Origin of the sequence: Achromobacter aegrifaciens (assembly GCF_902859965.1) — a bacterium.
Classification (GTDB): Bacteria; Pseudomonadota; Gammaproteobacteria; order Burkholderiales; family Burkholderiaceae_B; genus Achromobacter; species Achromobacter aegrifaciens.
In genome coordinates, this window is record NZ_CADIKO010000002.1 from 806,423 (window position 1) to 832,244 (window position 25,822).

Sequence of the window (25,822 nt, forward strand, 5' to 3'; positions counted from 1 at the left end):
GCTCCTTGTCGTTGCCTGCAGTCTATTGGCGCATGCCGAACTTTTCGATCAGCGCCTTGAACGTCGTATTGTCGCGCTCCATCAGCGCCGTGAACGTCTGTTGATCCGCGACCGCATAGCCCAGGTTCTGCTCCGCCATGAAGCGCTTCAGGCTGTTTTCGGCGGCTGCCTGCCGGAACGCGGCGCCCAGCACGTCCAGTACCGGCTGCGGCGTGCCCTTGGGCGCGGCGATGCCGCGCCAGGTGCCGATCGACAGATCGATGTTGCGCTCCTTCAGCGTGGGCACGTTCTCGAAACCGGGCACGCGCGCGTCGGCCATGACCGCCAGCGGCTTGAGCTTGCCGGCCTTGACGTACTGCATGACCTCTGCCGGGCTCACCGCCACCGCATCGATGTGTCCGCCCAGCAAGGCCAGCACTGCCGGATTGCCGCCATTGAAGGGGATGTGGTTGAACTTGGCGCCCGTCTTGTCCTCCAGCGCGGCGGCTGCCAGATGCCAGATCGAGCCGATGCCCGCGTTCCCCACCTGCATGCTCTCAGGCTTGGCGCGGGCCGCCTCCAGGAACGCTTCGATGGTGTTGTACGGCGAATCGGCGGCCACCGTGATGGCCGAAGGATCGGCATTGAGCTGGATGATGGGCGTGAACTTCTCGTAGGTGGTCTTGGTCAGGCCCAGGTGGGGAATGATCACCATGTCGGCCGTCACCAGCGCCAGCTTGTAGCCGTCGGGCTTGGCGTTGGCCACTTCCGTCAGGCCGATCCCGCCCGCCGCGCCCGGCTTGTTCAGCACCACGATGGGCTGCGTCAGATGGGTGCGCGAGGCGTCGCCCATGGCCCGCGCCATGGCGTCCGTGCCGCCTCCCGCGGCAAACGGCACCACGATCTCGATGGCCCGGTTGGGGAAATTCTGCGCCAGCGCCACTGGCCCCGCGGCCAGCGCGGCGCTGCCCAGCAGCGCGGAAAGAATGCAGCGATTGAACGCACGACGTTTCATGGTGTGTCTCCGGATTATATTTATGTGCTGCGGGTGGGAATGCGGAATTTCAGCGTATGAACTGCTTTACGTAGTCTTCGCCCAGGCCGACGTCCGCGAAGTGCTTGCGGCACATGTCGATCTTGGTGAACACGTCTTCGTAACCCATGCGCTTGCCCCAGGGGTCGGTGTAGTACATGACGCCGTTGACCTGGAAGTACGTGATCATTTCCTCGACGTCGGGCGGCACGTAGAGCGTGTGCGTCTCCCCTGGCGGCTCGAACACGTAGCTGCCTTCAGTCGCCTCCCAGTCGTGTTCCAGATAGCGCCAGCGGCCCTTCAGGACGAAGCCATGCACGGCCTGCGGATGGCGATGGCGGCTGAGCACGCCTGACTTGCGCACGCGCAGCAGGTTCATCCAGTAGCCCTGGCTGGCGTTCAGACAGAGCGGGCGGAACCAGACGTTCTCGGCCTGCGGTACCCACAGCCTCTCGTCGGTCGGGATCGCATGCGGAATCACGATCTCTGGCAGGGCCTCGGGCGGATTCGGGTACTGGTATGGGGTCAGGGGCTCGGTGTCACTCTGTTCCAATGGCATTTCTTTAATCCTTCCATATTATGGACAATATGTTTACTTTATGGACGAATTATAAGAACTGCCCTGCCCGCGGCTACAGCGGGCTAACCCTTAGGGGCGCCGCAGCATCAGGCCGCGGCGCGCCAAAAAACAAAAAACCCATCGCATCGCTGCGATGGGTTTTTGGCTTGGCGCCGGCGCCGGGACTTATTTGTCCACGAATGCCCGCTCGACCACGTAGTCGCCCGGCTGGCCCACGCCCGGCGACACCGTGAAGCCGCGCTTGTCCAGCATGGCGCTGATATCGGCCAGCATATGCGGGCTGCCGCAGATCATGGCGCGGTCGGTTTCCGGATTGATCTGCGGAATGCCGATGTCGGCGCACAGCTTGCCGTTTTCCATCAGCTCGGTGATGCGGCCTTGGTTGCGGAACGGTTCGCGCGTGACCGTCGGGTAGTACACGAGTTTGTCGCGCACGACGTCGCCGAAGAATTCGTTGTTCGGCAGTTCCTTTTCGATGAAGTCGGCGTAGGCCAGTTCGCTGACCCAACGCACGCCATGCACCAGGATGACCTTGTCGAAGCGTTCGTAGACGTCCGGATCCTTGATGATGCTCATGAACGGCGCCAGGCCCGTGCCCGTGCCGAACAGGAACAGGTGCTTGCCCGGCTTCAGGTCGTCCACGACCAGGGTGCCCACGGGCTTGCGGCTGACCAGGATGGTGTCGCCTTCTTTCAGATGCTGCAGGCGCGACGTGAGCGGGCCGTTCTGCACCTTGATGCTGAGGAACTCGAGGTTCTCTTCATAGTTGGCGCTGGCGATGCTGTAGGCTCGCAACAGAGGCTTGCCTTCAACTTCCAGTCCGATCATCACGAAGTGGCCATTGTGGAACCGCAAGGCCGAGTCACGCGTCGTGGTAAAGGAAAACAGGGTGTCGTTCCAGTGGTGCACGCTTAGTACGCGCTCAGTGTTGAAAGCAGCCATGTCGTATCAAATTAGGGGCGACCGCCCCGGGCCATGAGCCCGGCTTGTGCCGCTGGGTCATTCCGTGCCGCACAAAAGACGCGGCCGGCATTAGGGTTGACCCTATTCTACAGGGTCTTGATGATAACTGCTCTCATTATTCCGTAATACCCTTATGCCGTATTGATGGGGATCAAGCCTGAAGCCTGCCTGACTTACGACTAGTTGAACGCCGCTTTGCTTCCTGTTATCGTCGCGTTCTCATTTGATAATCATTTTCGTTAGCAGACTGTTTTGAGCAGCGGAAAGGCCTGAAGCCTCGGGAATTCCTCTGCAGCCCTAGCCGGAGCACCTCGTCATGACCAAGCGTCCCCAATTGAATTCGCTGCTGCGCGCCCTGGCGCTGGCCGGCGCCGCCGCCTTCACCGTGTCGGCCAACGCCGCCGAGGAAGTCAGCCTCTACACCACCCGGGAACCCAAGCTGATCCAGCCGCTGCTGGACGCCTTCACCAAGGAAAGCGGCATCAAGGTCAATACGGTCTTCGTCAAGGACGGCCTGCTGGAGCGCGTCAAGGCCGAAGGCGCCAAGTCGCCCGCCGACGTGCTGATGACCGTGGACATCGGCAACCTGCTGGATCTGGTCGACGGCGGCGTGACCCAGTCGATCAAGTCGCAAACCCTGGAATCCGTCATTCCCGCCAACCTGCGCGGCGCCGACGGCAAGTGGTACGCCCTGTCGCTGCGCGACCGCGTGCTGTACGTGGAAAAGGACCTGAAGCTGGAAGCCTTCCGCTACGAAGACCTGGCCGATCCGAAGTGGAAGGGCAAGGTCTGCATCCGTTCGGGCCAACACCCCTACAACACCGCGCTGGTCGCCTCCATGATCGCGCATGACGGCGCCGAAGCCACCGAAAAATGGCTGCGCGGCGTCAAGGCCAACCTGGCCCGCAAGGCTGCCGGCGGCGACCGCGACGTGGCCCGCGACATCCTGGGCGGCATCTGCGACATCGGCCTGGCCAATGCTTATTACGTCGGCCACATGAAGAACGCCGAACCCGGCACCGACGCCCGCAAGTGGGGCGACGCCATCAAGGTGATCCGCCCGACCTTCGCCAACGCCAAGAGCGGCGGCACGCACGTGAACGTCAGCGGCGCCGCCGTTGCCGCCCATGCGCCGAACAAGGCCAACGCGGTCAAGCTGCTGGACTTCCTGGTGTCCGAGCCCGCCCAGGCCCTGTACGCCCAGGCCAACTATGAATACCCCGTCCGCAAGGGCGTGAAGCTGGACCCCGTGATCGCCAGCTTTGGCGAACTGAAGGTGGACCCGCTGCCGCTGACCGAGATCGCCAAGCATCGCAAGCAAGCCAGCGAACTGGTGGACAAAGTCGGTTTCGACAACTGATAGGCCTGTGGACCGCCACGCCCGCCGGCTTGGCGAAACCATGCGGCAGTGACAAACGCGCGGGCTGCGCATAAGCTCACGCGTAGGGCCTGCTCCCTTCTTTTCGGGGGAGCAGGCCTTGCCATTGATGCAATCGACTTTGAAGCATGCACACAGATTCTTTGCCCCGGCCGCTGCGTCTGCGCTGGACTGAACGCGGGGCCGGCTGGCTGGCCGGCGCCGCCCTGATCGCGCTGGCCGTATTGGCGCCCGTCCTGACGCTGGGCTGGTGGGCGCTGGGCGGCGAACTCTCGCATTGGCAGCATCTGGCCAATTACGTATTGCCCCAGGCGCTGGCCAATACCGCCATGCTGCTGGCCGGCGTGGGCGTGCTGGTGACGCTGCTGGGTACCGGCGCGGCATGGCTGGTGACCGCTTACGACTTCCCTACGCGCCGCGTGCTGACCTGGGCGCTGCTGCTGCCGCTGGCGGTGCCGACCTACATCATCGCCTTCGCCTATCTGGACCTGCTGCATCCCATCGGTCCGATACAGTCGGCGATCCGCGCGCTGCTGGGCTATGACAGTCCGCGCCAGTTCCGCCTGCCGGATCTGCGCTCGATCTACGGCGCCATCTTCGTGCTGGGCTTTGTGCTCTATCCCTATGTGTACCTGAGCACCCGGGTCATGTTCATGACGCAGGCAGCCAGCCTGCTGGAAGCGGCCCGCACGCTCGGCGCCGGCCGCATCGCCGTGTTCTTCCGGGTCGCCCTGCCCCTGGCCCGGCCCGCCATCGTGGTGGGCGTGAGCCTGGCGTTGCTGGAAACGCTGAACGATATCGGCGCCTCCGAATTCCTGGGCGTGCAGACGCTGACCGTGTCGGTCTACACCACCTGGGTCACGCGTTCGGACCTGGCGGGCGCGGCGCAGATCGCGCTGACCATGCTGGCCATCGTGATCGGGCTGATCCTGCTGGAACGCCATGGCCGCAAGCGCCAGCGCTACGCCAACACGCAGCGCATGCGCCCGATGCAGCCGCGCCGCCTGCGCGGTCCGGCGGCGGCCGTTGCCGCGGCGCTGGGCTGGATACCGGTACTGATCGGGTTTGTCGCGCCGGCGCTCTATCTGGTCGTGGAGACCTACAAGCGCCTGCATCTGGTTGGCGGCGTTTCCCACCAGCTGTTGAACGGCTTGAGCAACACCCTGATCGTCGCCTTCAGCGCCACCATCGTCACCCTGCTTTGCGGGCTGATCGTGGCCTGGGCCGGACGCACGCTGCGCGAAAGCTCGGGCTTCAACCCGGGCCGCGCCTGCGCGCGCATCGCCAGCCTGGGCTATGCCGTGCCCGGCACGGTGCTGGCCATCGGCCTGCTGACGCCCTTCGTCTGGATAGATACCGCGGTCGCCAAGGTCTTCGGCGGCACGGGCCTGTTCCTGATGGGCTCGATGGGCGCGCTGGTCTGCGCCTATGCGATCCGTTTCCTGGCGATTTCCACTGGCGCACTGGAAGCCGGCCTGGCCCGCATTCCGCCGTCGCTGGAGCAAGCCTCGCGCCTGCTGGGCGAAAGCTCGGCCGGCACCCTGCGCCGCGTACACCTGCCGCTCTTGCGCCCGGCGCTGGCCGCCAGCGCCCTGCTGGTGTTCGTGGACGCCATGAAGGAACTGCCCGCGACACTGCTGCTGCGGCCCATGAATTTCGACACGCTGGCAACCTGGCTATACGCCGAAGCGGCCCGCGGCACCTATGAAGAAGGCGCCGTCGCCGCGCTGGCCATCGTGCTGGCCGGCCTGTTCCCCGTCATCCTGCTGGCGCGCACCAATCTGAAAATGGGACATTGATCATCGTGCCCGATCTGTTAGAACTCGATCACCTTTCCCTCGCCTACGAGACCCCGGCGGGACTCAAGCCCGTGGTGCAGGACCTGACGCTGGGCCTGCCCGTGGGCCATATCGGTTGCCTGCTGGGCGAATCCGGCTGCGGCAAGACCACGGTGCTCCGGGCCATCGCCGGTTTTGAGCCAGTGCGGGCCGGACGCATCCTGCTGGATGGCGCCGTCATTTCCTCGCCCACCGTGCAGGTGGCGCCCGAACATCGCCGGGTGGGCATGATGTTCCAGGACTACGCGCTGTTCCCGCACCTGACGGTGGCGCTGAACGTGGCCTTCGGCCTGCGCAAGATGGCGCGCCCGGAACGCGCGCGCCGCGTCGAAGAGATGCTGGAACTGGTGGGCCTGGCGCATGCCGCCAACAGCTATCCGCACGAGATCTCCGGCGGCCAGCAGCAGCGCGTGGCGCTGGCTCGCGCGCTGGCGCCCTCGCCCGACCTGCTGCTGCTGGACGAGCCGTTCTCGAACCTGGACGTGGACACGCGCGAACGCCTGGCCTTTGAAGTGCGCGACATCCTCAAGACCACCGGCCACACGGCCATCCTGGTCACGCACAACCAGGCCGAAGCCTTCGCCATCGCCGACCGCATCGGCGTCATGTCCAAGGGCAGCATCGCGCAGTGGGACACGCCCTACAACCTGCACCATCATCCCGCCAGCGACTTCGTGCGCGACTTCATCCGCCGCGAAGCGCTGGAAGAGCGGCGCGAGCAAGCCTACGCCCGCGGCCGCTGAAGTCGTCCCGGCCGCTCAGTCGGCCGACAGCTTCACTTTCTGCGACAAGGCCTTGAAGGCCTCGTGCTGGCTCTGGGTCAGGCGTTCCACTTCCTGCGGCGTGGAGCCGTAGGGCATGAAACCGGCCTGCTCCAGCTTGCCTTTCACTTCCGGCAAGGCCAGCGCCCATTGGAAGGCTTCGCTCAGCGCCTTGGTCGCTTCAGGCGACATCTTCGCAGGCCCATAGACCGCGAACCACGGATCGACCACGGCTGCTTCATAGCCCAGCTCGGCCAGCGTCGGCACGTCCGGCAAGGCGGGCGCCCGCTTGCTGCCCGTCACGGCCAGCGCATGCACTTTGCCCGCCTTGATGTGCGGCAGCGACGCCGGCAGATTGTCGAACATCACCGGCAAGTGCCCTCCCAGCAGGTCGTTCAGCCCCTGCGCGCTGCCCTTGTAAGGAATGTGCTGCATGCCGGCGCCGGTCAGCTGGTCGAACATCACGCCAGCCAGATGCATGGACGTGCCAGTGCCCGGCGTGCCGAACGAGGTGCCCGGATGCTGCTTGGCATAAGCGACCAGGTCCTTGACGCTGTCGACCTTCAGCGCAGGACCGACTTCCAGCACCACGGTGGAAGCGCCCAGCATGCTGACGCCCGTGAAATCCTTGGTGGGATCGAAAGGCATGGAGGGGTAGACGAAAGGATTCAGCGCGTTGGTGGAGATAGCGCCGAAGCCGATGGTGTAGCCGTCGGGCGCGGCCTTGGCCACGGCGTCCATGCCGATATTGCCGCCCGCGCCGGGACGGTTTTCGACTATGACGGGCTGGCCCAATTTTTCCGCGACCTTCTGGCCCGCGGTGCGCGCCACCAGGTCGGTGGTGCCGCCTGCGGTGTAAGGCACGATGAAGGTGATGGGCTTGGCCGGATACCCGGCAGCGAGCGCCGCCGAAGCGCCCTGGATCAGCGCCAGCGCGGCCAGGCCGCGCAGCGCGTTGAATGTGTAGCGATGCATGATGTCTCCATCCCGTTTTGTTGTGAGGGTCGGAGGCGCATCATACCGCCGGCCGCGCGGCGATTGCGTGCGGCCGGTTCGAGCGCTGACTCAGGCGCGCGGCTCGGGCAGCGGGATGTACTCGGTCTCGTCGCCCGGCACGATCTGGTCGAAGCGGCTGCGCTGCCAATCCTGCTTGGCCTGTTCGATGCGGTCCTTGCTGCTGGAGACGAAGTTCCACCACACGAAGCGCGGCCCGTCCAGTGGCTCTCCGCCGATCACCGCAAAGCGCGCCGCAGTCTTGGCGCGGATCTGCACGGGGCGGCCCGGCGCAAACACGACCAGGCGGCCGCTTTCGAACTCCTGCCCGTCGATCTCGACCGTGCCCTGCGCCAGATAGGCGGCGCGCTCTTCATGCTCGGCCGGCAGCACCGTGGTCGCGCCCGCCTGCAATTGCAGATCGCCATAGAACAGCGGCGACAGCGTCTTCACCGAGGACGTCTTGCCGAACAACGAACCCGCCACCACCTGGGCGCGCACGCCCTCGCCTTCGATGACCGGTTGCGCGTCCAGGCCGTAGTGGGTGAAGCCCGGATCGGTTTCCTCATGTTCCTTGGGCAGCCCCACCCAGATCTGCAGGCCACAGAGACGCTGCGCGGCCTGGCGGCTTTCGGGCGAGGAGCGTTCCGAATGCACGATGCCGCGGCCCGCCGTCATCCAGTTGACCTCGCCCGGCAAAATGGTCTGGGTGTGGCCCGCGCCATCGCGATGCACCATGGAGCCTTCGTACAGATAGGTCACCGTGGACAGGCCGATATGCGGATGCGGGCGCACGTCTATGCCCGTACCGGCGGCAAACTCGACCGGACCCATGTGGTCCAGGAACACGAACGGCCCGACAGTGCGGCGCTGTGCGGACGGGATGGCGCGGCGCACGGAAAAGCCGCCCAGGTCGCTGGTGCGCGGCACGACGACGGCTTCAATCTGGCTTTCGCCGGCTTCGGACAAGGTGGACATATCGGACTCTCCGGGTTGTGGGGACTAGGACCATCTTAAGGCCTGCCGCCTGCATGGAAAAAACAGCGGCGGGCGGACTGATCCAGCCCGCCCGCCTTGACGCATCACGCCAGGTCGAACACCAGGACTTCGGCCTGCTTGCCGCCCGACAGCTCGACGCGCGGCTCGCCGGTGATGGCGAGCGCGTCGCCAGCCGACAGCTCAACGCCGTTGACTGTCAGGCTGCCGCGGGCCACGTGCACCCAGGCGCGGCGGCCGGCGGCCAGTTCCAGCGCGGCGGACTCGTCGCCGTCGAACAGCCCGCCATACAGGCGCGCATCCTGATGGATCTTCATCGAACCGTCAGCGCCATCCGGCGACACCAGCGCTTGCAGCCGGCCGCGCTTCTGCTCGTCGCTGAAGTTGCGCTCTTCGTACTCGGGCGCAATGCCAGTGACGTCGGGCTCGATCCAGATCTGCAGCATGTGCGTTTCGCGGTCCGCCAGCGGGTTGAACTCCGAGTGCATGACCCCGCGGCCGGCGCTCATGCGCTGCACGTTGCCGGGCTGGATGGTCGAGCCGCTGCCCATGCTGTCCTTGTGGGCGATCGCGCCATCCAGCACGTAGGTGATGATTTCCATGTCGCGATGGCCATGCGTGCCGAAGCCGCGGCCGGCCGCGATGCGGTCGTCATTGATCACGCGCAGGGCGCCAAAGCCCATGTGGGCCGGGTCGTAGTAGTTGGCGAAGGAAAACGTGTGGAACGAGTCCAGCCATCCGTGGTTGGCGTGACCCCGTTCAGCAGCGCGGCGAGTGGTAAGCATTGCGGACTCCTGTTTCAATAATGTGAATGGTTGTGCAGCCTGGCCTTCATTTCCCGAGAAGCCGCTGCACCACCGGCATGAGTGATATTGTGCGCGTGCAGCCCGGCCTGTTTGGCGCTATATTTTGACGAAACCATTCAAATTTTTTGAACATTGGTGCCAAGCCCCGACCATGCAAGCCATCACCCCCGAACTTCTGATCCTGGTGGACGCCATCGCCCGCCACGGCAGCTTTGCCAAGGCCGCCCGCGAACTGGGCAAGGTGCCTTCGGCCGTCACCTACTCCATCCGCAAGCTGGAAGACGGCCTGGACGTGCTGTTGTTCGACCGATCCGGACACCGCGCGCTGCTGACGCCAGCGGGCGAAACGCTGCTGAAGGAAGGCCGCCACGTCTTGCAATCGCTGGACGACCTGGCCTGCCGCGTCAAGCGCATTGCCACGGGCTGGGAGGTGGAGTTGCGCATCGCGGTCAGCGCGGTGCTGCCGTGGCGGCCGCTGTACGACCTGATCGAGGAGTTCCAGGCGCTGGGTAGCGCCACCACGCTGCGCTTTTCCAGCGAGGTATTGAGCGGCAACTGGGACGCCCTGACCTCAGGACGGGCCGACCTGGTCATCGGCGCTGGCTCGGCGGGCGAGCCGACCGGCCCCTATCGCTCGCAAGCCATGGGCCAATCCCAATTCGGCTTCTGCGTGGCCTCGCACCATCCGCTTGCTTCGCTGCCGCAGCCCTTGAGCCGCGCCGACATCACGCGTTATTGCGCGGTGGTGGTGGCGGACACGTCGCGTAACCTGGCGCCGCAGACGCGCGGCATCCTGGCCGAACAGCCCACCCTGGTCATGCCTACCATGCAGGCCAAGATAGACGCCCAGGTGCGCGGCCTGGGCTGCGGCTACTTGCCGCTGACCCTGGCCGCGCCGTATCTGGCGCAAGGCTTGCTGGTGGTGTGCGAAACGGACGAAGGCATGTCCCTGACGGAACACCTGACGTACGCCTGGCGCTCGGAGCCGCCGGGCGAAGCCCTGAAATGGTGGCTGCAGAAGCTGAAATCGCCGCGCCTCTGCGAGAGCCTGTTGGGGATGGGATAAGGCGCGCGGCCGCGCGCCTTATTCGTCCTCGATGCCCAACTCGCGCAGCTTGCGCGTGATGGTGTTGCGGCCAATGCCCAGGCGGCTGGCGGCCTCGACCCGGCGGCCGCGGCTCGCGTCCAGCGCGCTTTGCAGCAGGATCTTCTCGAACTGGCGCGTGAGCGTGGCCATGACCGCCGGTTCGCCACGTTCCAGCCGGTACTGCGCGTCGCGCAGCAGGGAGTCCTGCCAGTTGCGTGGAGAGCCCGCTTCCATGGGCGCCGAGGTCGGAACCACGGTGCCCACGCCGGCCATGGACACGGCCGGACGCAACGGCGCGGGACTCGGCTGCGGCTGGTGCTCCATGGCGCGGATTTCCGGCGGCAGGTCCGCCGGCTCGACCGTCTGGCCGGGCGCCATCACGGTCAGCCAATGGCAGAAGTTCTCCAGCTGGCGCACGTTGCCCGGAAAATCGAACTTGGACAGCACGGCAAGCGCCTCCGGCGTCAGGCGCTTGACCGGCACTCCCAGCGCACGGGCGCTGGCGGTCAGGAAGTGGCCGGCCAGCGCCGGAATGTCCTCCACCCGTTCGCGCAATGGCGGCAGGCGCAGACGGATCACGTTCAGGCGGTGGAACAAGTCCTCGCGGAACAGGCCCTGCTCCACGCGCTGTTCCAGCGGTTGATGGGTGGCGGCGACGATGCGTACGTCGACGCGCACCGGCTGCGCGCCGCCGACGCGGTAGAAGCTGCCTTCTGCCAGCACGCGCAACAGGCGCGTCTGCAACTCGATCGGCATGTCGCCGATTTCGTCCAGGAACAGCGTGCCGCCATGCGCTTCCTCGAAGCGGCCGCGACGCAGGTTGTTGGCGCCCGTGAACGCGCCACGTTCGTGGCCGAACAGCTCGGCCTCCAGCAGATCGCGCGGAATGGCCGCCGCGTTCAGCGCCACGAAGGGTCCGCCGGCGCGCACGCCATGGCCGTGCAAGGCGCGCGCCACGAGCTCCTTGCCGGTGCCGGATTCGCCGGTGATCAGCACGGTGACCTTGGACTGCGCCAGCCGGCCGATCGCGCGGAACACTTCCTGCATTGCGGTAGACGAGGACTGCGTCATCATCCACCGCTCGTTGTTCTGCGCCGATTCGCCCTGCCCTTCGGGACTTTCAGGCTCGGCGGATTCCTGCATGGCGCGCTGGATCAGCGCCACCGCCTCGTTCACGTCGAACGGCTTGGCCAGGTAATCGAACGCCCCGCCCTGAAAGGCGGAAACGGTGCTGTCCAGGTCGGCGAACGCGGTCATGACGATGACCGGCAGGCCGGGGTTGCGTTCCTTCAGCTGGCGCAGCAGCTCCAGGCCGTTGCCGCCTGGCATGCGGATGTCGGACACCAGCGCGGCGGGCGCTTCGTGCGACAGCGCTTCCAGCACGTCGGCTGATTGCGAAAAACTGCGGGTGGGCACACCGGCACGCGCCAGGGCTTTTTCCAGGACCCAGCGGATGGCCTGGTCATCATCGACGATCCATACGGGTTTCATCAGTGTGCAGGCTCCATCGGTAGGACCAGGCGGAATTCGGTGCGGCCGGGCCGGGATTCAAATTCGATGATGCCGCCGTGCTGCTGCACGAAGTCCTGTGCCAGGCTCAAGCCCAGGCCGGTGCCTCCCGCCCGCGCCGTGACCAGCGGATGGAAGATGCGGTCGCGGATCTGATCCGGCACGCCGGGACCGTTGTCAGTGATGGACAGCACCAGCGCCAGACGATGCTGGCGGTGGGCCAGCATCACCTGCCGCGCGACGCGCGTGCGCAGCGTGACCACGCCGGGTTCGGTCTGCGGTCCCTGGGGCCGCGCCACCAGTTCCTGCGCGGCGTTGCGCGCCACATTCAGGACGGCCTGCATCAGACGGGCGGCATCGCCCTTCAGGTCCGGCACCGAGGCGTCGTAGTCGCGCAGCAGCGTGACGTCATTGCGGAATTCGGCCTGGATCAGCGCGCAGACGCGTTCGCAGATCTCATGGATGTTCACCGGCCGCGCGTTCAGCGGCACACGTTGCGGGCCGCTCAGGCGGTCCACCAGCGCCTGCAGGCGGTCGGCTTCGGAAATGATGACCTGGGTGTACTCGGCCAGTGCCGCGCTGGGCAGTTCGGCTTCGAGCAATTGCGCGGCGCCGCGCAGGCCGCCCAGGGGATTCTTGACTTCATGCGCCAGATTGCGCAGCAGTTCGCGGTGGGCTTCGATCTCGTCAACCAGGCGGTGGTTGCGGTCGGCCAGCACGCGCTGCTCGATCTCGCGGGTTTCTATCAGCACGGGCCAGCGCTGGCCCGTCAGTCCGACCGTCGTCACGGAAACTTCCACGGATTCCGCGGCGCGGCGCAACGAGGCCAGTTGCCTGACGTCGGCATAGCGCCCTGCGGCTGCGCGGTCGATGGAGGATTGGATGTTTTCCGGACTGTCGAACAGCGTGGCGGCGGATTGCCCGCCCAGTTGCTTGCGCGAGCGGCCGAACAGATCTTCAGCGGCCGCATTGGCGTATTCGATATGACCGCGCTCGTTGACCAGGAAAACGGACGTGGCTAGCAAATCGAGAGCTTCTACATTCATTTTCTACATACCCGAATGTGAGGGGACGGCGGAACGCGACGGCCGCGCCGGAAGCCGGCGCCCTGTCCACCAGGCGTAAGGCCTGGCGGACAGCACGTCGAACCGCGATCTGGCGGTGCGCGTGCTGCCGGCCCTGGTTTCTGCCTGCATCATCGCGCCACCTCCAGCTACTGCCTCAGGACATTAGAGGCTGTAGTACATGTCGAACTCGACCGGGTGCGGCGTCATGCGCAGACGGTTCACATCGGCCATCTTCAGGTCGATGTAGGCCGTGAGCATGTCGTTGCTGAACACGCCGCCGCGGGTCAGGAACTCGCGGTCGTTGTCCAGCGCTTCCAGAGCCTGTTCCAGCGAGGCGCAGACCGTCGGGATCTTGGCGTCTTCTTCCGGCGGCAGGTCGTACAGGTTCTTGTCGGCGGGATCGCCGGGGTGAATCTTGTTCTGCACGCCGTCCAGGCCGGCCATCATCAGCGCCGAGAAAGCCAGGTACGGGTTGGCCAGGGGGTCCGGGAAGCGCGCTTCGACGCGGCGGCCCTTCGGGTTGCCGACGTACGGAATACGGATCGAGGCCGAACGGTTGCGGGCCGAGTAAGCCAGCTTCACGGGCGCTTCGTAGTGCGGAACCAGGCGCTTGTACGAGTTGGTACCGGGGTTGGTGATGGCGTTCAGCGCGCGGGCGTGCTTGATGATGCCGCCGATGTAGTACAGCGCGAATTCCGACAGGCCGGCGTAGCCGTTGCCCGCGAACAGGTTCTGGCCGTCCTTCCAGATGGACTGGTGGACGTGCATGCCGGAGCCGTTGTCGCCGACGATGGGCTTGGGCATGAACGTGGCGGTCTTGCCGTAGGCGTGGGCCACGTTGTGGATCACGTACTTGACGATCTGCGTCCAGTCGGCGCGCTGCACCAGCGTGCTGAACTTGGTGCCGATTTCGAGCTGGCCGGCGCCGGCCACTTCATGGTGGTGCACTTCGACCGGCACGCCCATCTGTTCCATCAGCAGGCACATTTCCGAACGCATGTCCTGGAACGAGTCGACCGGGGGCACGGGGAAGTAGCCGCCCTTGACGGTGGGACGGTGGCCGGTGTTGCCGCCTTCGAATTCCAGGCCCGAGGACCAGGGGGCTTCTTCGGACTTGATCTTGACGAACGTGCCGGACATGTCGCTGTTCCAGGTCACGCCGTCGAAGACGAAGAATTCGGGTTCCGGACCAAAGTAGGCGGTGTCGCCCAGGCCGGAGGACTTGAGGTAGGCTTCGGCGCGCTTGGCCAGCGAGCGCGGGTCGCGGTCGTAGCCCTTCAGGTCGGAAGGTTCGACCACGTCGCACGACAGGATCATGGTCGGCTCTTCGCGGAACGGATCCAGGTTGGCGGTGGACAGGTCGGGGATGAGCAGCATGTCGGAGGCTTCGATGCCCTTCCAGCCCGGGATCGACGAACCGTCGAAGGCCTGCCCGCTTTCCAGCTTGTCTTCGTCGATCTGGCTGATCGGCACCGAAATGTGGTGCTCACGGCCAATCGTATCGGTAAAGCGGAAATCCACGAATTTGACTTCGTTGTCGGCGATCTGTTTCAGGACATCTTTCGGGCTTGCCATGTCATCTCCATTAGATAAAAAGGTCGAGGGCTTTGCCCGTCGACTGGCATAAAAGAGGGAAGCAATAAGCGTGCCAGGTTTCCTCTCCGGGATTCCCCGGGGAAATCGGCTCGATCATGGGAAAATGTAGCACCATCATGGTGCAAATAGTGGAGCATGATTGCCCCACTATGGTGCATGAACGCTACAGGAACATTTCCTGCAGGTCGTTAAGGAATCTCCAGCCCAATGGAGTCGCGCGCAGCCGGGTCGGATCGGCGTCCAACAGCCCGCGCTTGGAGGCCGCCTCCAATTGGTGCGCAATGGCGGCCAGCGACAGGCCGGTGCGCTCGTTGAACGCGGTGGCGGCTACGCCCTCCTTCAGGCGCAGGGCGTTCAGCATGAACTCGAACGGCAGTTCGTCCGGCCCGACCTGGCGGCTTTCGGCGATGTGGCTGCCGTCGCGGGCCATGGCGGCCTGCATCCACGAGTCGGGCCCGCGCAGCCGCGCTTCGCGCACGATGCGGTCATGGAAGGACAGCTTGCCGTGCGCCCCCGGGCCCAGGCCCAGGTAATCGCCAAATTCCCAGTAATTCAGATTGTGGCGGCAGCGCGCGCCGGGCTTCGCGTAGGCGGAAACCTCATAGCGGGCAAGGCCGGCCGCCGCCAGCTCGGCCTCCACCGCGTCCTGCATGGCGGCGCTGGTGTCGTCGTCGGGCAGGTCCTGCGGGGGGAACTTGGCGAAGACGGTATTGGGCTCCATCGTCAGGTGATAGAGCGACAGGTGCTCGGTGCCAAAAGCCACGGCCTGCCGCAGATCGGCCGCACAGGCCTCCAGGGTCTGGCCGGGCAAGGCGAACATCATGTCCAGGTTGACGCGCGAGACCGCACGCTGCGCCATCTCGATCGCCGCCCTCGCCTGCGCGCTGTCATGGATGCGGCCCAGCTTCTTCAGCTGCGCATCGTCGAAACTCTGGATCCCCAGCGAAAACCGCGTTACGCCGCTGGCGGCATAGTCGCGGAAACGCCCGGCCTCGGCCGTGCCGGGATTGGCTTCCATGGTGATTTCGGCGTCGGGCCACAGGTTCAGACAGGCGCGCAGCATCGCCAGCAGTTCGTCCAGTCCTTCGGACGACAGCAGGCTGGGCGTGCCTCCGCCGATGAAGACGGATACCACCTGCCGCCCCCAGATCGAAGGCAGCGCCTGCTCCAGATCGCTGCGCAGGGCATCCAGATAGGCGCGTTCCGGGATTTCGCCCGGCGCCGCGTGGGAATTGAAGTCGCAATAGGGACATTTGCGCACGCACCACGGCACGTGCACATAGACGGACAGCGGCGGCAGGCTGGTCAGCGTGGCGCCGGCCGGCAGCTTCAGGCGCGACGGTTGCGCGCCCATGTCGTTGCGGATGGGAATGATGATGGACATGCGTAATTCCTGAACCGGGCGCCACGCGGCGCCCTAGTCAAGCCTGGCTCAGCTTGCTCAACAGTTCGCGCAGGGCGCGGGCGCGATGGCTCAGCCGGTTCTTTTCCTCGGGCTCCAGGGCGGCGGCGGTCAGGGCCTGGTCGGGCAGGTAGAAATGCGGATCGTAGCCAAAGCCGTTGGCGCCTTCGGGCTGATCGATGATCTCGCCATGCCACAGGCCTTCGCCTATCAGGGGCCGCGGATCGTTCTCGGAACGCACCAGCGCCAGCACCGCCACGTACCAGGCGCTGCGGTCGGCCACGCCGGCCAGATTGCGCACCAGCAGTTCGTTATTGGCCTGATCGGATTTTTCGCCGCCCAGCATCTTGGCATAGCGCGCCGAATACACGCCAGGCGCGCCATCCAGCGCCGCGACGCACAGGCCGGAATCGTCGGCCAGGGCCGGCAGTCCCGTCAGGCGGCTGGCATGGCGGGCCTTGGCCAGCGCGTTCTCGACGAACGTCACGTGCGGCTCTTCGGCCTCGGGCACGCCCAGTTCGCCCTGGGGCACAAGCTCGATGCCCAGGGGCGCGAACAGGGCGGAAAACTCGCGCAGCTTGCCGGCATTGTTGGAGGCGAGCACCACGCGGCGCAGGGAATCGGGAATCTTGGGAGCAGTCATGGGGCAAATTGTATAGGGCGCGGGCCCCATCCGCCGCCGCCCGCGGGCGGCATGCCCCCGCGAGGCGAAAGGATATACCTTGCGCCAGGGTTGACAGTGATACTGACCCTAATTGAATATGGCGCGCCTGCCATCGACGAAACAACGCGGACATATTTTGTTGTCAACATGATCAAACTTGTCACTGATAGTATCTGAACGCACCGGCGATGGACCCCATTCACGCTTTGCCCCGGCCGGTAGCGGCCCGCGCGCCCTCATCCCCCCTGGACAGCGCGTCAGCGCACGTGAGCCTGGCCGGCATCCTGCGGGAACGGCTGCTGCGCCCACGCTTCCAGCCCGTGGTCGATCTTTCGCACAGCCGCATCTACGGCCATGAAAGCCTGATCCGCGGCCCCGTCGACACCGCCCTGCACTTTCCCGACGCCTTGTTCGCCGAGGCCCGCCGCCAGGGCCTGCATCCGCAGCTGGAGCTGGCGAGCTTCCGCGCCGGCGCGCAGGGCTTTCACCAGCACGACGCCTCCGGCATGCTGTTCCTGAACCTGTCCGGTTCGGCGCTGCTGCACTACTGGACCCTGTGGGGCGAGGAAATGCCCGAGCGCCTGCTTAAGAATTGCTCGCTCGCGCCTTCCAGCATCATCGTCGAACTCACCGAGCAGGATCCGCTGTCCGAGCACATGGCGGAGCTGTCCAGCGCATTTGCCTGCCTGCGGGCGCATGGCATGCGTGTTGCGCTGGACGACTACGGCGTGGGCAACTCCAATCTGCAGCTCTGGGCCGAGATGCAGCCGGACCTGGTCAAGATCGACCGCTATTTCTTCGACGGCATCGGCCAGGACGAGCGCAAGCAGAACATGGTGCGCGCCATCCTGAAAGTGGCGCAGCACCTGGGCACCACCATCGTTGCCGAAGGCATCGAGACCGCCGAGGACCTGGCCGTGGTGCGCGAGCTGGACATCCGCTACGCGCAAGGCTGGCTGCTGGGCCGGCCGGAGGAAATGCTGCTGACCGAGCTGGCGCCGCCGCTGCGCGATTCGCTGCGCCAACGCGCGCCGGCCGCAACGCCCGCCCGCGGCGTCGGCGGCACGGCGGCCAGCCTGCGCGTCGAAGCGCCGGCGGTACGGCTGACCGGACACACCAATGACGACGTGCACCGGCTGTTCATCGAACACAAGGAAATGCACGCGGTGGCGGTGATCGACGACGACAACCGGCCGGTCGGCATCATCAACCGGCGCGATTTCTCGGAACATTACGCCCAGCGCTACACGCGCGAGCTGTTCGGGCGGGACGCCTGCTCCACCTTCATGAATGCCGAACCGGTGCTGGTGGACCTGAACGTATCCATCGACCAGTTGAGCCACGTGCTGATCTCGGAAGACCAGCGCTATCTGATGGACGGCTTGATCATCACGCGCGAAGGCCGCTACGACGGCCTGGCCACCGGCGAAACCTTGGTGCGCTCGGTCACCGAGATGCGCATCGAGGCGGCGCGCTACGCCAATCCGCTGACCTCGCTGCCTGGCAACATCCCCATCAGCCGCCACATCGCCACGCTGCTCGAAGACGCCGACGACTTCACCATCTGCTATGGCGACCTGAACAACTTCAAGCCCTTCAACGACGTCTATGGCTATTGGCGCGGCGACGACATGATCATGTTGACCGCCGAAGTCATCAAGCGCCACTGCGATCCGCAGCGCGACTTCGTCGGCCATGTGGGCGGCGATGACTTCGTGGTGCTGTTGCGCAGCCCCGACTGGATGGCGCGCGCCCAGCGCATCATCGCGGAATTCAACGACCGCGCCATGGACCTGTACGACGACGAGGGCCGCCGCAACGGCGGGATCGAGGCCGAGGACCGCTACGGCGTGCCGCGCTTCTTTCCCTTCGTGACGCTGGGCGTGGGCGCCCTCACCGTCACGCCATCGCTATGCGAGCGCATCCGCCCTGAGGACATCGCGTCGGCCGCCGCTCACGTCAAGCACAAGGTCAAGCACGGGAACCTGTCGCTGGTGGCCGAGCGCTACACCGGCGGCATCCTGCCGCAGCTGGATAGCTGAACCCTGCCCGGCCGCGCCATCGGCCGGCTGGGCGATCTGGAACACCGCCACGGCCCGGCGCAGACCCTGCGCCTGGGCTTCCAGCGCGGCGGCAGCGGCCGCGGTCTGCTCCACCATGGCGGCATTCTCCTGCGTCGAGCGTTCGATGTCCGCCACCGCATGGTTCACCGAGGCGATGCCCGCCGCCTGCTCGGCCGTCGCGCTGGAAATCTCGGCCACGATCTGCGTGACCCGGTCCACCGATTGCATCATGTCGCGCATGGTGTCGCCGGCCACGCTGACCTGACGCACGCCCGCCTCCACGCGCGCCGCGGAGTCCTCGATCAGGCCCTTGATTTCCTTGGCGGCCTGCGCGCTGCGCTGGGCGAGCGAGCGCACCTCGCCCGCCACCACGGCAAAGCCCTTTCCCTGCTCTCCCGCGCGCGCCGCTTCCACCGCGGCATTGAGCGCCAGGATGTTGGTCTGGAACGCGATGCTGTCGACCACGCCCACGATCTCGCCGATGCGGCGGGCGCTTTCGGCGATGCCCTGCATGCTCTGCACCACTTCCTCCACCGCCGCGCCACCGCGCTGCGCCAGCTGGGTCGCGCCCAGCGCCTGGCGGCTGGCCAGGTCGGCGTTGCCGGCGGTCAGCTGCACCGTTTGCGCCAGCTGCATCATGTTGGCCGACGCTTCCTGCAGCGAGCCCGCCTGACGCGCGGTACGGTCCGACATGTCCGCCCCGCCCGCGGCGATCTCGCCGGAACCGGTATGGATTTCCTCGACGCCATGGCGCACCGAGGCCACTGCCGCCGACAGCCCTTTCTGCATGCGCCGCATGGCGCTGTACAGGACACCGATCTCGTTGTCGCCGCGCATGGCGATCGCGCCCGTGAGGTCGCCGTCGGCGATGCGGTCGAAATGCGCCCCTGCTTCATTCAGCGGCCGCAGGATGCTGCGGCGGAACGCCAGGCGGATCAGCACAGCCAACAGCAGCACCAGCGCCAGCACCCCGGCCGCCACCGCGATCACCCGCTGCAGCGTGAGGCTGGCGCTGGCCACGGCCGCCTGCCCCTGATCGCGGGCGTAGGTCTGGTAGGCGTCGGCCTGCTTGACGTAGGCAGCGCCGCTGGCCGGCAGCGCCTTGTCCACCAGGCGGTTCACCTCGATCCCGTTCCAGCCCTTGATCGCCGCATGCATGGGCGCCAGCGTCTTGTCCGCGAAGGCGGCGTAGGCCGCCAATACGCCATCGAACAACGGCGCGCCCTCGGCGCTGATGTCGGGATTGGCGCGCAAGCGTCCCAGGCTTTCCCCGGCCTGCTTGAGCAGCGCCTCGGCGTGCGCCAGCGACTCGTTGCGCGCCTCTTCCAGCCCGCCTTCCATCGCCGTCTTGGCATCCGTCAGCGCGGCCCGCGCCTGGAACAGCCGGCTGGTCATGTCGGCCAGATCGCCTGCCCGTTCGATGCTGCCCCGGCCCAGCGCTTCTATGTCCGTCCGGTTTTCCCGCAGCACCGAGATTCCTGCCGCTGCCGCCAGCGCGAACAGCACCACGAACAACGCAAGAATGGCCGACAACGCCGTCGTGACCCTGATGTTTTTCCGCATATCAGTCCATACAAAACCTGCCGCCAGCGGCGGCGTTCGCATGGATTATGGACACCCAGTTTGGCAATTTCTTGACACAACCCCGGCGCCGGGATGACAAACTCCCGTCATGAAACCGAACCCCGTATTAAGCAATTGTGAATTGGCAGGGGCGGCGGCATGCGGCACATTCCACGGTGTACCGATCCATTACCCATACAGAAAACAGCATCATGACCAACGCCTCCCACGCCTATCAGGACATCCGCGAAGCCGTGCGCGATCTCTGCGCCCAGTTCCCCTCCGAATACTTCCGCAAGGTCGATGAAGAACGCGGCTATCCCGAAGCCTTCGTCCGCGCGCTGACCGAAGCCGGCTGGCTGGCCGCGCTGATCCCGCAGGAATACGGCGGCTCCGGCCTGGGCCTGACCGAAGCGTCTGTCATCATGGAAGAAATCAACCGCAGCGGCGGCAATTCCGGCGCCTGCCACGGCCAGATGTACAACATGGGCACGCTGCTGCGCCACGGCTCCGAAGCCCAGAAGCGCGAGTACCTGCCGCGCATCGCCGCCGGCGAACTGCGCCTGCAGTCCATGGGCGTCACCGAACCCACCACCGGCACCGACACGACCAAGATCAAGACCACCGCGGTCAAGCGCGGCGACCGCTACGTCATCAACGGCCAGAAGGTCTGGATCTCGCGCGTGCAGCACTCGGACCTGATGATCCTGCTGGCGCGCACCACGCCGCTGGACCAGGTCACGCGCAAGTCGGAAGGCATGTCCATCTTCCTGGTGGACCTGCATCATGCGGTGAAGCACGGCATGTCGATCCGGCCGATCCCCAACATGGTCAACCACGAGACCAACGAGCTGTTCTTCGACAACCTCGAAATCCCCGAGGAGAACCTGATCGGCGAGGAAGGAAAGGGCTTCAAGTACATCCTGGACGGCCTGAACGCCGAACGCACCCTGATCGCCGCCGAATGCATTGGCGACGGCTACTGGTTCGTGGACAAGGTCACCGCCTACGCCAAGGAGCGCATGGTGTTCGGCCGCCCCATCGGCCAGAACCAGGGCGTGCAGTTCCCCATCGCCCGCGCCCACATCAACGTCGAAGCGGCCAGCCTGATGCGCTACGAGGCCTGCCGCCTGTTCGACGCCCACGAGCCCTGCGGCGCACAAGCCAACATGGCCAAGCTGCTGGCTGCCGACGCGTCCTGGGAAGCCGCCAATGCCTGCCTGCAATTCCACGGCGGCTTCGGCTTCGCCACGGAATACGATGTGGAGCGCAAGTTCCGCGAAACCCGCCTGTATCAGGTCGCGCCGATCTCGACCAACCTGATCCTGTCCTACGTGGCCGAACACATCCTGGGCCTGCCCCGCTCCTTCTGACCGGACCCCGACATCAATGACCGCTGCCAAAGATATCCCGCACCTGAGCGCCGAACTCGCGGCCTTCGCCGCCAACCTGCGCTATGAAGACATCCCGGCGCCGGTGCTGCGCCGCGCCGAGGACCTGTTGCTGGACTGCCTGGCGTCCATTCTGGCGGGCGCTTCGGCGCGCGCGGTGCAGGCCATCGACCGCTACGCCGCCGCCATGGGTCCGGCCGACGGCCCCAGCGAAGTCCTGATCACCCGCCGCCGCACCACGCCGCTGTTCGCCGCCATGGTCAACGCGGCGGCCGCCCACGTGGTCGAGCAGGACGACGTGCACAACGGTTCCGTGTTCCACCCCGCCGCCGTGGTGTTCCCGCCTGCGCTGGCCGTGGCGCAAGCGCTGGGCCGCTCGGGCCGCGACCTGCTGGTCGCCTCTGTTGCGGGCTACGAAGTGGGAATCCGCGTCGGCGAATTCCTGGGCCGTTCGCACTACAAGATCTTCCACACCACCGGCACCGCAGGCACGCTGGCCGCCGCCGTCACCACCGGCCGGCTGCTGAACCTGTCCCCCGAGGAAATGCTGCACGCGCTGGGCTCGGCCGGCACGCAGGCTGCGGGCCTCTGGGAGTTCCTGCGCGACGCCGCCGACTCCAAGCAACTGCACACCGCCAAGGCCGCGGCCGACGGCATCACCGCCGCCTATCTGGCGCGCGAAGGTTTCACCGGCGCGCGCCACATCCTGGAAGGTCCGCAGGGCATGGCGGCCGGCATGTCCACCGACGCCGACCCGAGCCGCCTGTGCGACCGCTTGGGCGAACGCTGGGCGCTGGCCGAGACCTCGTTCAAGTTCCACGCTTCCTGCCGCCACACCCACCCCGCTGCCGACGCACTACAGCAAGCGCTGCGCGACAACAAGCTGACCGAAGCCGACATCGAGCGCGTCGTGGCCCACGTGCACCAGGGCGCCATCGACGTGCTGGGGCCGGTAGTCAATCCGCAGACCGTGCACCAGTCCAAGTTCTCGATGGGCACCGTCCTGGCCCTGATCGCCCGCCAGGGCCGCGCAGGCCTGGCGGAATTCGATGCCGGCCTGGACGATCCGGGCGTGGCCACGTTCCGCGGCAAGGTCGAAATGGAACTCGACCCGGAGGTCGACGGCGCCTACCCTCAGCGCTGGATCGGCAAGGTCACGGTCTACACCCGCGACGGCCGCAAGCTGCATGGCCGCGTGGATGAACCCAAGGGCGATCCGGGCAATACCCTGAGCCGGGCGGAAATCGAGGACAAGACGCTAAGCCTGGGCCGCTACGCGGACGCCGCTACCGAGCAAGAGCTGCGCGGGCTGATCGCCGCGATCTGGAATCTGGAAAAGGCGGAAAAAATGGGAATGCTGCTGGCGTCGAAGTAAAGCCTGCAGACGAATCTACGGGTTGGCCGCGGGGTGCGCGTCCAACCCGTTTCTTTTGGCGCCGATCAGGCCAGCGCCGCGCGCTGCGCCCGCACCAGGCCGGCGATGCCGCTTTCGGCCAACACCAGCATCGTGTCCAGTTCCGCGCGGGTGAAGGTGGCGCCCTCGCCCGTGCCCTGCACTTCCACGAATGCGCCGCTGCCGGTCATGATCACGTTTACGTCGGCGTCGCAGGCCGAGTCTTCCTCGTAATCCAGGTCCAGCACCGCGCGACCTTGTACCAAGCCGACCGACACCGCTGCCACCGCATCGCGGATCGGGTTCGCGGCGAGGTCGCCGCGCTGCATCAGCAATGCGACGGCGTCGGCCGCGGCCACCCAGGCGCCGGTAATGCTGGCGCAGCGCGTGCCACCGTCGGCCTGCAGCACGTCGCAGTCCAGGTGCAGCGTGCGTTCGCCCAGCGCCTTCATGTCGAACACGGCCCGCAGGCTGCGGCCGATCAGGCGCTGGATTTCCTGGGTGCGGCCGCTCTGCTTGCCGCGCGCGGCCTCGCGGTCGCCGCGCGTATGGGTGGCGCGCGGCAACATGCCGTATTCAGCCGTTACCCAGCCTTCCCCCTTGCCCTTCAGAAAAGGCGGTACCTTCTCAAGTACGCTGGCCGTGCACAGCACATGGGTGTTGCCGGCCTTCACCAGCACCGAACCTTCGGCGTAGCGCGTGAACCCGCGCTCCAGGCTGAACGGCCGCAGTTCGTCGACGGCGCGGCCCGAAGGACGGGCGATGGCGGGGGTAGTGGTCACAGGCAAACTCCAGACGTGGCTTAGATCCGCCGCATTGTACGGGGTGGCGCCGCAGGAAAACGCCGCTTGGAGTATCCTGCCGCGATATAACCGGTACAAATGAAAGGGTCCGCGCCGAAAAACCGGCTGGCGCGCACACCCGCCGGTTCCCAATAAAAAGCATTACCAGGACACGCACATCATGATTCGCAGCATGACCGCCTTCGGCAACGCCCGCGCTGATCTCGAGCAAGGCACGCTTGCGCTCGAATTCCGCAGCGTCAACAGCCGCTTCCTTGACCTCTACTTCCGCCTGCCCGACGAATTGCGCCACGTGGAAACGCCGCTGCGCGAATTGCTGACCGCCAATCTGGCGCGCGGCAAGGTCGAAATCCGCGTCTCCTACACGCGCAACGCCAGCACCGACCTGTCCAAGCTGGAACCGGCCTGGCTCGAAAGCCTGGCCGAACAGCTGCAGGCCGCGCGCCGCATCCTCCCCGACATCGCCGCCCCCCGCCTGGTGGAACTGTTCAATTGGCCCGGCCAGCGCGCCAACGACGCGCTCGACCCGCAAGTCTGGGGCGCCGCCTGCATGCAGGCCGCCCAGCAGGCCCTGACCCAGCTGCAGGAAGGCCGCGCACGCGAAGGAGAACGCCTGGCCGGCATGATGCGCGAATGCGCCGACGGCGTCGCGCGCATCGTCGAGCTGGTGCAGGCGCACCTGCCCCAACTGCTGGCGGACCACCGCGACAAGCTGGCTTCCAAGCTGCGCGAAAGCGTGGAATCCGCCTTCCCCGGCGGCTTCACCCACATTTCCGGCGCGGAACTGTCCGAACGCCTGTCCCAGGAAGCCAACCTGTTCGCCCTGCGCATCGACGTGGCCGAAGAACTCTCCCGCCTGCGCTCGCACCTGGAAGAACTGCGCCACCTGCTGGGCGACGGCGGCGGCAAACCCGCCTCCGGCAAAAAGAACGCCGGCAGCGCGGGCAAGCGCCTGGACTTCCTGTTCCAGGAAATGAACCGCGAAGCCAACACCCTGGGCTCCAAGGCCGGCAGCATGGAAGTCACCCGCGCCGCCATGGACCTGAAGCTGCTGATCGAGCAGATGCGGGAACAGGCACAGAACATCGAATAGCGGGATACGCGATGGCGCCTCTGAATGGGCGCCGGATCCTGGCGTAAAAAAAGCAGCCCTTACCTGCTGGATGGATGATCCAGTACGTAAGGGCTGCTTTTCGTCTGGTTTTAAGGGCTCGCCCGCCCCGCATTGGCCTGTAGCTGTTGATATACGTGCTTGCGTCCTGGCCTCGATGCCGGAAGTCTGACCTTGCCGAACTAATCCAATGGATTAGAATTAACTTTGCGACAACCCATGCATGGCATTGCGGAACTGCCCTATTACATTCGTCTTGCCGACAGACTATTGCTGCCAAACGAGCGTCAAGACCTGGTTGACTACCTGGCCGGGCATCCGAAGGCGGGAGACATCATGGAGGGCACCGGTGGAGTCCGCAAATTGCGCTGGCGTCGTAGCGGGCAAGGCAAGAGCGGCGGCGCGCGCATCATCTATTACTACCACGATGATCTTATGCCGCTATATTTGCTGACGCTTTTTGCGAAAAACGATAAAGCCAATCTGACTAAGGCCCAACGCAACGAGCTAGCCGGCATGGTGACTTTGCTGGTGAATATCTGGAAAGGACAAACAAGATCATGAGCACTGCATTCGACGGCATCAAGCAAGGCTTGCAAGAAGCGATTGCCCACGCGCAGGGAGATACACGCGGCGTTCGCCTGCATCGCCCCCGCGAGGTTGACGTCAAAGCCGTACGCGCCAAAGTCGGAATGACCCAGGAACAATTCGCAGCCCGATTCGGCTTTTCGACTGCCACGCTGCGACATTGGGAACGCGGTGATCGCTCACCGCGCGGCCCTGCCCTGGTACTACTTAACGTCATCGAACGGAACCCTGAGGCCGTCATCGAAGCGTTGGCTTGAC

The 25,822-nt window shown here is 65.8% G+C and carries 22 protein-coding genes and 1 pseudogene; 10 read left to right on the top strand and 13 right to left on the bottom strand.

Translation table 11 applies throughout. From position 1 onward, the window contains the following. Positions 1–22 precede the first annotated feature (22 nt). From HV793_RS14910 to HV793_RS14920, 3 genes are all read right to left on the bottom strand, one after another. Positions 23–994, bottom strand: a complete 972-nt coding sequence (locus HV793_RS14910) for a tripartite tricarboxylate transporter substrate binding protein (RefSeq protein ID WP_054454119.1) — start codon at positions 992–994, stop codon at positions 23–25. A gap of 49 nt (positions 995–1,043) precedes the next feature. Then, complete coding sequence (locus tag HV793_RS14915) at positions 1,044–1,571, bottom strand: 2,4'-dihydroxyacetophenone dioxygenase family protein (protein WP_175213446.1); 528 nt, start codon at positions 1,569–1,571, stop codon at positions 1,044–1,046. Positions 1,572–1,757: 186 nt separating this feature from the next. After that, positions 1,758–2,534: a ferredoxin--NADP reductase gene (locus HV793_RS14920; protein ID WP_054454116.1), complete on the bottom strand. Its 777-nt coding sequence runs from the start codon at positions 2,532–2,534 to the stop codon at positions 1,758–1,760. Positions 2,535–2,871: 337 nt separating this feature from the next. On the opposite strand from HV793_RS14920, the gene HV793_RS14925 reads away from it, so the two are divergent. From HV793_RS14925 to HV793_RS14935, 3 genes are all read left to right on the top strand, one after another. Then, positions 2,872–3,915: a Fe(3+) ABC transporter substrate-binding protein gene (locus tag HV793_RS14925; RefSeq protein WP_054454115.1), complete on the top strand. Its 1,044-nt coding sequence runs from the start codon at positions 2,872–2,874 to the stop codon at positions 3,913–3,915. Positions 3,916–4,061: 146 nt separating this feature from the next. Then, positions 4,062–5,732, top strand: coding sequence for an ABC transporter permease (locus HV793_RS14930; protein WP_054454113.1), 1,671 nt, complete (start codon positions 4,062–4,064; stop codon positions 5,730–5,732). Positions 5,733–5,737: 5 nt separating this feature from the next. Continuing rightward, positions 5,738–6,514: an ABC transporter ATP-binding protein gene (locus HV793_RS14935; RefSeq protein WP_054454830.1), complete on the top strand. Its 777-nt coding sequence runs from the start codon at positions 5,738–5,740 to the stop codon at positions 6,512–6,514. 15 nt (positions 6,515–6,529) lie between these two features. Here HV793_RS14935 and HV793_RS14940 read toward each other — a convergent pair whose 3' ends face one another. From HV793_RS14940 to HV793_RS14950, 3 genes are all read right to left on the bottom strand, one after another. Further along, positions 6,530–7,507, bottom strand: coding sequence for a Bug family tripartite tricarboxylate transporter substrate binding protein (locus tag HV793_RS14940; RefSeq protein ID WP_119451583.1), 978 nt, complete (start codon positions 7,505–7,507; stop codon positions 6,530–6,532). 90 nt (positions 7,508–7,597) lie between these two features. Then, entirely contained in the window at positions 7,598–8,503 is a 906-nt protein-coding gene (locus tag HV793_RS14945; protein ID WP_054454108.1) for a pirin family protein, read from the bottom strand. A 104-nt stretch (positions 8,504–8,607) separates the two neighbouring features. After that, positions 8,608–9,306: a pirin family protein gene (locus HV793_RS14950; RefSeq protein ID WP_175213447.1), complete on the bottom strand. Its 699-nt coding sequence runs from the start codon at positions 9,304–9,306 to the stop codon at positions 8,608–8,610. Between the two features lie 172 nt (positions 9,307–9,478). On the opposite strand from HV793_RS14950, the gene HV793_RS14955 reads away from it, so the two are divergent. After that, positions 9,479–10,393 (top strand): LysR family transcriptional regulator, encoded by a 915-nt coding sequence (locus HV793_RS14955; RefSeq protein ID WP_119451584.1) that lies wholly within the window; start codon positions 9,479–9,481, stop codon positions 10,391–10,393. An 18-nt stretch (positions 10,394–10,411) separates the two neighbouring features. On the opposite strand, the gene ntrC is transcribed toward HV793_RS14955, so the two are convergent. From ntrC to rdgB, 5 genes are all read right to left on the bottom strand, one after another. Beyond that, a complete protein-coding gene (ntrC, locus tag HV793_RS14960) occupies positions 10,412–11,905 on the bottom strand; it encodes a nitrogen regulation protein NR(I) (RefSeq protein WP_054454102.1) in 1,494 nt (497 codons plus the stop codon). After that, a complete protein-coding gene (glnL, locus tag HV793_RS14965; RefSeq protein ID WP_054454100.1) occupies positions 11,905–12,969 on the bottom strand; it encodes a nitrogen regulation protein NR(II) in 1,065 nt (354 codons plus the stop codon). Before glnL ends, ntrC begins: the two co-directional genes overlap by 1 nt. A 183-nt stretch (positions 12,970–13,152) precedes the next feature. Beyond that, positions 13,153–14,565, bottom strand: a complete 1,413-nt coding sequence (gene glnA / locus HV793_RS14970) for a type I glutamate--ammonia ligase (protein ID WP_054454097.1) — start codon at positions 14,563–14,565, stop codon at positions 13,153–13,155. A gap of 184 nt (positions 14,566–14,749) precedes the next feature. Continuing rightward, entirely contained in the window at positions 14,750–15,970 is a 1,221-nt protein-coding gene (hemW, locus tag HV793_RS14975) for a radical SAM family heme chaperone HemW (protein ID WP_175213448.1), read from the bottom strand. A gap of 37 nt (positions 15,971–16,007) precedes the next feature. Then, positions 16,008–16,631 carry an RdgB/HAM1 family non-canonical purine NTP pyrophosphatase gene (gene rdgB / locus HV793_RS14980; RefSeq protein ID WP_054454093.1) on the bottom strand — a complete coding sequence of 208 codons (624 nt, stop codon included), beginning with the start codon at positions 16,629–16,631 and terminating at the stop codon, positions 16,008–16,010. 209 nt (positions 16,632–16,840) lie between these two features. On the opposite strand from rdgB, the gene HV793_RS14985 reads away from it, so the two are divergent. Further along, entirely contained in the window at positions 16,841–18,694 is a 1,854-nt protein-coding gene (locus HV793_RS14985) for an EAL domain-containing protein (protein WP_054454091.1), read from the top strand. Positions 18,695–18,844: 150 nt separating this feature from the next. Here the strand turns inward: HV793_RS14985 and HV793_RS14990 are convergent. Beyond that, positions 18,845–20,320: pseudogene (locus HV793_RS14990) on the bottom strand (methyl-accepting chemotaxis protein); the annotation flags it as partial. Positions 20,321–20,490: 170 nt separating this feature from the next. Here HV793_RS14990 and HV793_RS14995 point away from each other — a divergent pair. Continuing rightward, on the top strand, positions 20,491–21,651 hold the full coding sequence (locus tag HV793_RS14995; protein WP_054454089.1) for an acyl-CoA dehydrogenase family protein: 1,161 nt from the start codon (positions 20,491–20,493) through the stop codon (positions 21,649–21,651). Positions 21,652–21,667: 16 nt separating this feature from the next. After that, positions 21,668–23,044: an MmgE/PrpD family protein gene (locus HV793_RS15000; protein ID WP_175213449.1), complete on the top strand. Its 1,377-nt coding sequence runs from the start codon at positions 21,668–21,670 to the stop codon at positions 23,042–23,044. 65 nt (positions 23,045–23,109) lie between these two features. Here HV793_RS15000 and rph read toward each other — a convergent pair whose 3' ends face one another. Next, a complete protein-coding gene (rph, locus tag HV793_RS15005; protein ID WP_054454085.1) occupies positions 23,110–23,844 on the bottom strand; it encodes a ribonuclease PH in 735 nt (244 codons plus the stop codon). A gap of 181 nt (positions 23,845–24,025) precedes the next feature. Between rph and HV793_RS15010 the strand changes: the two genes are divergently transcribed. The 3 genes from HV793_RS15010 to HV793_RS15020 all read left to right on the top strand — a co-directional run bounded on the left by HV793_RS15010 (position 24,026) and on the right by HV793_RS15020 (position 25,821). Beyond that, complete coding sequence (locus tag HV793_RS15010; protein WP_119451588.1) at positions 24,026–24,958, top strand: YicC/YloC family endoribonuclease; 933 nt, start codon at positions 24,026–24,028, stop codon at positions 24,956–24,958. 237 nt (positions 24,959–25,195) lie between these two features. Further along, positions 25,196–25,540, top strand: coding sequence for a type II toxin-antitoxin system RelE/ParE family toxin (locus HV793_RS15015; RefSeq protein ID WP_119451589.1), 345 nt, complete (start codon positions 25,196–25,198; stop codon positions 25,538–25,540). Continuing rightward, the gene (locus HV793_RS15020; protein WP_082400972.1) at positions 25,537–25,821 is read left to right on the top strand and encodes a helix-turn-helix domain-containing protein; all 285 of its coding nucleotides are present in this window, start codon (positions 25,537–25,539) and stop codon (positions 25,819–25,821) included. Before HV793_RS15015 ends, HV793_RS15020 begins: the two co-directional genes overlap by 4 nt. The last annotated feature ends 1 nt before the right edge of the window (position 25,822 follow it).

Bases quoted from the DNA above. Each gene is read 5' to 3' on its own strand.
- HV793_RS14910 (WP_054454119.1), bottom strand. From the start codon at position 994: ATGAAACGTCGTGCGTTCAATCGCTGCATTCTTTCCGCGCTGCTGGGC.
- HV793_RS14915 (WP_175213446.1), bottom strand. From the start codon at position 1,571: ATGCCATTGGAACAGAGTGACACCGAGCCCCTGACCCCATACCAGTAC.
- HV793_RS14920 (WP_054454116.1), bottom strand. From the start codon at position 2,534: ATGGCTGCTTTCAACACTGAGCGCGTACTAAGCGTGCACCACTGGAAC.
- HV793_RS14925 (WP_054454115.1), top strand. From the start codon at position 2,872: ATGACCAAGCGTCCCCAATTGAATTCGCTGCTGCGCGCCCTGGCGCTG.
- HV793_RS14930 (WP_054454113.1), top strand. From the start codon at position 4,062: ATGCACACAGATTCTTTGCCCCGGCCGCTGCGTCTGCGCTGGACTGAA.
- HV793_RS14940 (WP_119451583.1), bottom strand. From the start codon at position 7,507: ATGCATCGCTACACATTCAACGCGCTGCGCGGCCTGGCCGCGCTGGCG.
- HV793_RS14945 (WP_054454108.1), bottom strand. From the start codon at position 8,503: ATGTCCACCTTGTCCGAAGCCGGCGAAAGCCAGATTGAAGCCGTCGTC.
- HV793_RS14950 (WP_175213447.1), bottom strand. From the start codon at position 9,306: ATGCTTACCACTCGCCGCGCTGCTGAACGGGGTCACGCCAACCACGGA.
- HV793_RS14955 (WP_119451584.1), top strand. From the start codon at position 9,479: ATGCAAGCCATCACCCCCGAACTTCTGATCCTGGTGGACGCCATCGCC.
- ntrC (WP_054454102.1), bottom strand. From the start codon at position 11,905: ATGAAACCCGTATGGATCGTCGATGATGACCAGGCCATCCGCTGGGTC.
- glnL (WP_054454100.1), bottom strand. From the start codon at position 12,969: ATGAATGTAGAAGCTCTCGATTTGCTAGCCACGTCCGTTTTCCTGGTC.
- glnA (WP_054454097.1), bottom strand. From the start codon at position 14,565: ATGGCAAGCCCGAAAGATGTCCTGAAACAGATCGCCGACAACGAAGTC.
- hemW (WP_175213448.1), bottom strand. From the start codon at position 15,970: ATGTCCATCATCATTCCCATCCGCAACGACATGGGCGCGCAACCGTCG.
- rdgB (WP_054454093.1), bottom strand. From the start codon at position 16,631: ATGACTGCTCCCAAGATTCCCGATTCCCTGCGCCGCGTGGTGCTCGCC.
- HV793_RS14985 (WP_054454091.1), top strand. From the start codon at position 16,841: ATGGACCCCATTCACGCTTTGCCCCGGCCGGTAGCGGCCCGCGCGCCC.
- HV793_RS14995 (WP_054454089.1), top strand. From the start codon at position 20,491: ATGACCAACGCCTCCCACGCCTATCAGGACATCCGCGAAGCCGTGCGC.
- HV793_RS15000 (WP_175213449.1), top strand. From the start codon at position 21,668: ATGACCGCTGCCAAAGATATCCCGCACCTGAGCGCCGAACTCGCGGCC.
- HV793_RS15010 (WP_119451588.1), top strand. From the start codon at position 24,026: ATGATTCGCAGCATGACCGCCTTCGGCAACGCCCGCGCTGATCTCGAG.
- HV793_RS15015 (WP_119451589.1), top strand. From the start codon at position 25,196: ATGCATGGCATTGCGGAACTGCCCTATTACATTCGTCTTGCCGACAGA.
- HV793_RS15020 (WP_082400972.1), top strand. From the start codon at position 25,537: ATGAGCACTGCATTCGACGGCATCAAGCAAGGCTTGCAAGAAGCGATT.